General features: G+C 39.4%; 5 protein-coding genes. All 5 read right to left on the bottom strand.

The annotated features are described in order from the left end of the window. Positions 1-230: 230 nt before the first annotated feature. A complete protein-coding gene (locus V5G28_RS26485; protein ID WP_336231344.1) occupies positions 231-815 on the bottom strand; it encodes a hypothetical protein in 585 nt (194 codons plus the stop codon). Positions 816-1,055: 240 nt separating this feature from the next. Beyond that, positions 1,056-1,946, bottom strand: coding sequence for a TniQ family protein (locus V5G28_RS26490; RefSeq protein ID WP_336231345.1), 891 nt, complete (start codon positions 1,944-1,946; stop codon positions 1,056-1,058). Beyond that, complete coding sequence (locus tag V5G28_RS26495; RefSeq protein ID WP_336231346.1) at positions 1,936-3,045, bottom strand: ATP-binding protein; 1,110 nt, start codon at positions 3,043-3,045, stop codon at positions 1,936-1,938. The genes V5G28_RS26490 and V5G28_RS26495 overlap by 11 nt, the downstream gene beginning before the upstream one ends. Then, positions 3,045-4,958 carry a DDE-type integrase/transposase/recombinase gene (locus tag V5G28_RS26500; protein WP_336231347.1) on the bottom strand — a complete coding sequence of 638 codons (1,914 nt, stop codon included), beginning with the start codon at positions 4,956-4,958 and terminating at the stop codon, positions 3,045-3,047. The genes V5G28_RS26495 and V5G28_RS26500 overlap by 1 nt, the downstream gene beginning before the upstream one ends. 69 nt (positions 4,959-5,027) lie before the next feature. After that, positions 5,028-5,804: a TnsA endonuclease N-terminal domain-containing protein gene (locus tag V5G28_RS26505; protein WP_336231348.1), complete on the bottom strand. Its 777-nt coding sequence runs from the start codon at positions 5,802-5,804 to the stop codon at positions 5,028-5,030. Positions 5,805-6,059: the final 255 nt, after the last annotated feature.

Raw genomic sequence — 6,059 nt, forward strand, 5'->3', positions numbered from 1 at the left:
TTGTCACTGTAAGGATAAGTTGAGCAACTTGCTCACTTTATGCTTTCAAAGAGACTTGCTTAACTTATGCTTACAAAGCCAATGCTTCCAATCGCTCAATAGATAATCCTTGAACTCGCTTGGTATTGGATGCATTTTTTACAGTGTTGATGGACGCGCTTCGGGTAATGTGATAGATGTTGGATGCAATAGAGAGGATGTGTCACTACCAGCAATTCTCATTCACCCCTTTAAGTTGCGCTTACTTCGTGGTACAGACCATCTTTATCGTTGAACTGCCATCCACGTTTAATACTGTCTTTGTCTCTTGTCCAAGATTCAAACTCTTTGGGACTCAGGGTTGTACGTTTTTCAGTTAATGTTGCTACAGTAGTATTAAGTCTGAGAGCTAGTTTATTCTCATCAAGGGGTTGGAGTTGTAGCGGTCGGGAACTAAATTGATAGGGGTAGCCCGATTTGCGGGATTTTGATGAATTGACGCTATATTGAAGTTGCGTTATCACCCCTTCAAATTGAGCGAGTCGAGTACTTATAGCTTCGAGTTTATTCTCCAATACAGTTAACCTACTTTCTTGATGGGGGTTGGTGCTAGTTAGATTAATGCTTTGTTTGAGAAGCCAAAATTCTTCTTCAAGTTGGTATAAACGAACTTCGACACTAGCCTCCACACCAGGTACACCCCCCAAAATATGGTGCAACCCTTGAATTACCAAATCAGTGGCGGTAGTGTTGCGTTGTTCTGCTGCGGCTCTCAGTGCGTCACATAAGGATTTTGGTAATTTGAAGTTGATAGACTCGCGCTCTATTTTCACCATATCTACACTGATGGAGATACAACCGTATAGATATTTTAGAGCGAGAAAGGCACAGCTTACTGATATTTCACATTAAAGTACTGTAAGCATAAGAAAAGCGCAAGTTGCTTACTTTATGCTTTCTGCTTGAATAAACTAGCCTTATACTTACAAAGACGAAGGAGAAAAGTATAGCGCTACGGATGTTGCGATCTGACTTCAGGTGGGAGCACGTTGAACTCAAATACACCCAAGTTTAATTTAAAAATTACTCAAACATTCAACAGGATTGATTCCGATCTGATAACACTGCCTTAAAAACCAATTTAGACTATTAAATGTTGGACACTCAAGAGACCGAGTTTCCTTTCTAGTCGGATTTGTAATAAGTACATCGGTCGCAGCTAGGAGTTTTCCCAGAACTTGAGCAACCCAGTTGTCCCAATCAACGGAGAGCAACTTGAAATTAGCCTCCTCCTCTAAAATTTGTCCAAGCCATGCACCACACATACAACAACAACCAGCTTGAGTTTTGTCCAAAATGAGAAATGGCTGTAAACTATTGCAATCTTTGCATCGCAACTGTAGGTAACGTTGGTGATGGGGGCAAACAGTTACAGGTTCCAAAGCCCATAACAAAGGTTGGTAGATAGGCTTTCCGCACTCAAGCCAGTCAGAATAGCAGTCAGGACACCAGCGTTGTGAGAAATGGAAAATATTATTAAACTTTAGCCGCCACCTCTGCATTGACAGTAGTGACGTATATTGAATATCTTGCCTACCAGTCAATGTTTTAACAGCACAGACAAGCTTAGAAGCATTTTGAGTTAGGTCTAACCAAAATCCAGCAGTTTGAATCAAGAGCATTGTAGGTTTTTTGAGCGAAGCATCCATAAGTATTCTGATACTATAGGCGGATAGTAAATCTGTTGGTTGACTGCTTTCGATAAACAATGGTGCAATTTTATAGCGAATCAAAGTAGTAACAGAAACACCATGAGCAGCCGCCAAGCGAGTCAGGTAACTGGTAAAACTTTCAACTGCGGGTGTACCAATACCGATAGGAAGAAGAGAGTAAAGAGGACTACGGGGAGGAAGTTCATTTGTGTCAAAATCCCAAGATTCATAGTTAGTCAAATATTCAACTGGCATTTTCACCTCCTCCAACTGGACGACGTTGAGGTTTAGTATTACCTACTTTGTCACGACGGAATTTTTTTTGAGTTGTAGCAGTGTGGGTACCTGAAGGATAAGCATCATTATTATGTTCTAAGCTTAAAGCAATTCTTAAAGCAGAACTGTCCTCTATTAACTCAAGTTGCTTTTCTCCATGTTTAGTTTCGGTGATTATAATCATGCATTGTTCAGTAGAGTAAGCAGACGATTGCAAGTGTTTAATAGTCAGAGTTTTATCTCCTTGAGAAGATGCATAAAAAAACGCACGGCTAAGCCAATCTTTTAGAATACCCACACAACCACAACTGCGCTCATAGCAAAAATCCCAGTGTTTAAGTAAATCCGGCTCAACTTCAAGAGGTAAATGGCGTTGAAAGGTTTGGACAATACCTCTGAAAGCTTTTAAATCCTCCGGATTTTCGGCTTTGTAGCGTTCCAGATGAATATCCAGGCTACGTCGGCACAGTTGAGCACTCAAATTTCGCAGTATTAATAAATCATAAGTACCCGCCAGTACAAACTTAACAGCAGTGAAGTTAGCCAGCGATTTGATACAATCAGTTTGGTCGCGTAATTTACGTCCGCTGGCAACTTTGCTAAGATTTTGTGCTTCATCAATGCAAAAAACTTGAAGTTGACGATATTTAAGTGCAGTTTCCAGCGAAGTTTTCAACTTTGAATTAGTAACTTGACCGTAACCTGGTAGTTCCAAGCATGGGTCTTGGAGAACAGTCAAAGCACGTGAGTAAAAATCCTTCCAATTAAAGTTACTAAATTCCGGGGTAGCAGCTTCAATCCCAGCAATAGGAATAAAGCCTTTATCCTGTTCCATTTTTTCAAGATTTGAAGTTAGCAACTTAGTTGTCATGCGACGGAGTAAAGTTGTTTTACCAACACCCGTTGGACCAAATAAAAAGATTAAAGCTACAGTTGCTGGGTCATCAATTGCATGTGTTAGTTTCTCAAAAGCTAATAGTAATTTCGGATGTGCCATTGTATATTGCTGGAAATAAGCAACTCTATCCTGTTGAGGTCGCTGGAGTAAATCACGAGGAAAGCTTTTTTCGGTTGACATTAAAACTCTCCATAATATTCAAAAATTTCTGTGTTGGAGTTGAAACTCTTGTGGGAATTGTAATTTGTCTCAGTATTATTTTCTTCTTGTGAAGAGAGAGCATTTTCGTTATCAGAACAAGTAGGATATAATTTGTGTGGTTCGTCAGAACTATTTTGAATGATTTTGTGAATTTTGTAATGTTCAGCATCACGCAAGCGTTGTTTAAGGAAGCTCCCTTCAGATGCTTGTTGAGAATTTAAAAAATTCACTAATTCTTTATCCGTTATTGTCCGGTTTCTCTCATAATTACGTTTGTGCTGATTCAGTTCTGCGCTGATGAGTCGAATTTCTTTTTCGGAACGTCCTTGGAAATATTGATAGTACGAAGAAATGCATTTTACCCATTGTTTTCCTGCTAAAACATAGGCAACTCCTGCATCCCAAGGGTCATACCTCACCCACACCATTGATTTCTCAATTTCTGGGTTCCGGAATATGTCTGCCCAGTAATAAATATTATGGATTTTTACCCCTTTTCCAGGTTGAACTTTCCGCTGTCCCCCATCGGGTGCAGGTAGAGTTAAGATGCTAAATAATTCGTCATATTCGACTCGTTGATGTAAACGACTTCCGCCAATGGCAAGTCCGTAGACAAAAGCATCGTGAGGGCTTTTACCTAATGTGGGATGCAATCTTTGGTCATAAACTGAATATGCCCATTCGCATATAGCTAAATATAGTTCTCCTAATGTCCAAATTGCTAATCGTTCTGGACTAACTGATACAGTAACTTGGCGGTTAAGACGTTTAATTTGGGTATTACCTTGCAACTCATGAATAAACTGCGTATTGGCTGTCCCAAATAATCTTTCAACAATTGAACCAAACCTGGCATGTGCTGGTGGTCGATATTTGAGAGTGCAAGTGTAATATGCTAATAATTGTTCAAAATAGTGACTGTGAAACTCTGCGCCGTTATCTACAACTATACTTTGAGGAAATCGACCAAACCGTTGCACTACTATGCGGATTACCATCATACAAGCTCGATAGCTTGGCTCATCAAAAGTGAGGTAAACGGCTAAAATTTTCCGGCTATATGCATCAACCATAAAGGTTGCCCAAGGACGACCTAAATTTTGATGAAAATCCTTGTTTGTGGCAATATGACAACTAGTTAGAGATTCGAGGGAACTGACTAATTCAATATCAAGTTGAGTATGGTCAATATGGACAATCTCAAAGGGACGACTGCCATGTCTTTCCGTAGTTTGCTCTAATTCCCAGTAAAATGGCTCTTCTGGAATAGCTGCCCGATTACCAAGACGCTTTCTAGTTTGCTCGTGTCCGCTTCTAGTTTTGATATAAGCGCAAAATGTAATTCGGGATGGAGGTTTTAATGGCGGAGAGTGGTTTTGACAAGCTAAAACAAATGACTCATAAACCCGTAATTTTCTTCGTTGTTTGGGTGTTTCATAATGCTCTAGTATAAATTCGAGCATAAATTCTTTGGTTTGAGCGTCAATTTTTGCTGTACGGTTGCCTTTACTGTTGTGATTAGGCAGTAATCCTATATATCCATTTCCATAAATGTTTAAAGCTTTTTGGTACTGACTGCGCCAACGGCGGATTGTACTGCTTGGGTATATTGGAGGATTATCCACTAAGTATGGTTGTATTAAACTGTAGCGACGGTTGGCTTCTATAATGTCTTTACAAGTTGCCTGTTGTAGAATTCCGATTGATGCTGCTTTAATATTTTCGCTTAGAGTTGTACCGACTCCAGCTATTTTACAATTATCAATTAACGCTGTGAATGCTGTATTTGGTAGCTCTATAAGCTTGCCATCTGCACGTAATAATCCAGTAGTTGCAGCTCCTGTATTTACTATCTCCCAAAATTTTCCATCCCACGAAATACAAGTACCCACAGCTATTTGTAATCCTATTTCATGGCTGGTCTTTTGATGTGATTCACTCTTGCTTAGATACTCATAAGATCAAGCCACATCTTTGTTAATAAATATGAGTACTGTCTCAGCTTGCGAGAGCTTGACTTTATCAAGTTCTACGTAAATTTCATTAAAAGCAATTAACCAATATACGGTATCGACATTGATATCTTTATTTGTTAAAAGTTCTGCAAGGGTTATCCCTGGATTATTTTTAACAATGTTTACAATCAAAAACTTTTCAGTTTCTTTTATGATTTCTGACGAGTAACCGAAGTAATCTTCTAGCCAAATTAAGTTTTGTTGAAAGTTCCAGTTAATTTGAGCATCTGACCATACTTGGAAGTCGAAACTATAAAGACGAGCATAGTCTTCTCCTGGGGGACAATGCCATTTGTCATCTGACCCTTTACAATATCGATTTGGACTAAGTTCGGTTAATTTGTTTAGTTCTTGTTCTGTTTTGCATTCGCACCAAAGAGCGCAATCAGTCCGAATAATAAAGAAGTCTGGTGTATATTGGTGTCTATTTTTCCGCCCACTTTTTGCAAGGTAAACTAGCTCGATAGGCTTTGGTTGGTCGTAATATTCGAGTACAGATGGGTCGTTTTCTAGTTCGTAAATACATGCTAATTCGTTACGGTGGCTCTCGAATTGGATTGTTACTCCCATTTTTCTGCTGGGGTAAGAGCCACAAACATTTTTCCTACCCCCTGTTACTCGACGAGATGGGTTGGTGCTACGAATCTCAGAGATTAATGCTTGCGCTGCTCGACTGAGGTGTTGAGTACGACACCAGTTGTTAAACTCTTGGTTGTCAAGCATAATGCTTTCTTTAATCCGGTGGCGCGTTAGCCCGAGTTCCTCCTACTGTTTATGTCAGCACAACGTTATATATTTATGAACGCTCGTGTTGAAAATGTTTGCTCAGCTTATACTTTCTAAACAGAACGTTTGCTCATCTTATGCTTTCAAATCTTCATATTTCTACTTTACGCTATATCGAATTTAATTAGGTTTCAAAGAATTGATTGCTCAACTTATGCCTTCAAAGTTGCTCAACTTATCCTTACAGTGACA

The sequence above is a fragment of the Scytonema sp. PRP1 genome (genome assembly GCF_036697665.2).
GTDB classification, from domain to species: Bacteria; Cyanobacteriota; Cyanobacteriia; order Cyanobacteriales; family Nostocaceae; genus Kalymmatonema; species Kalymmatonema gypsitolerans.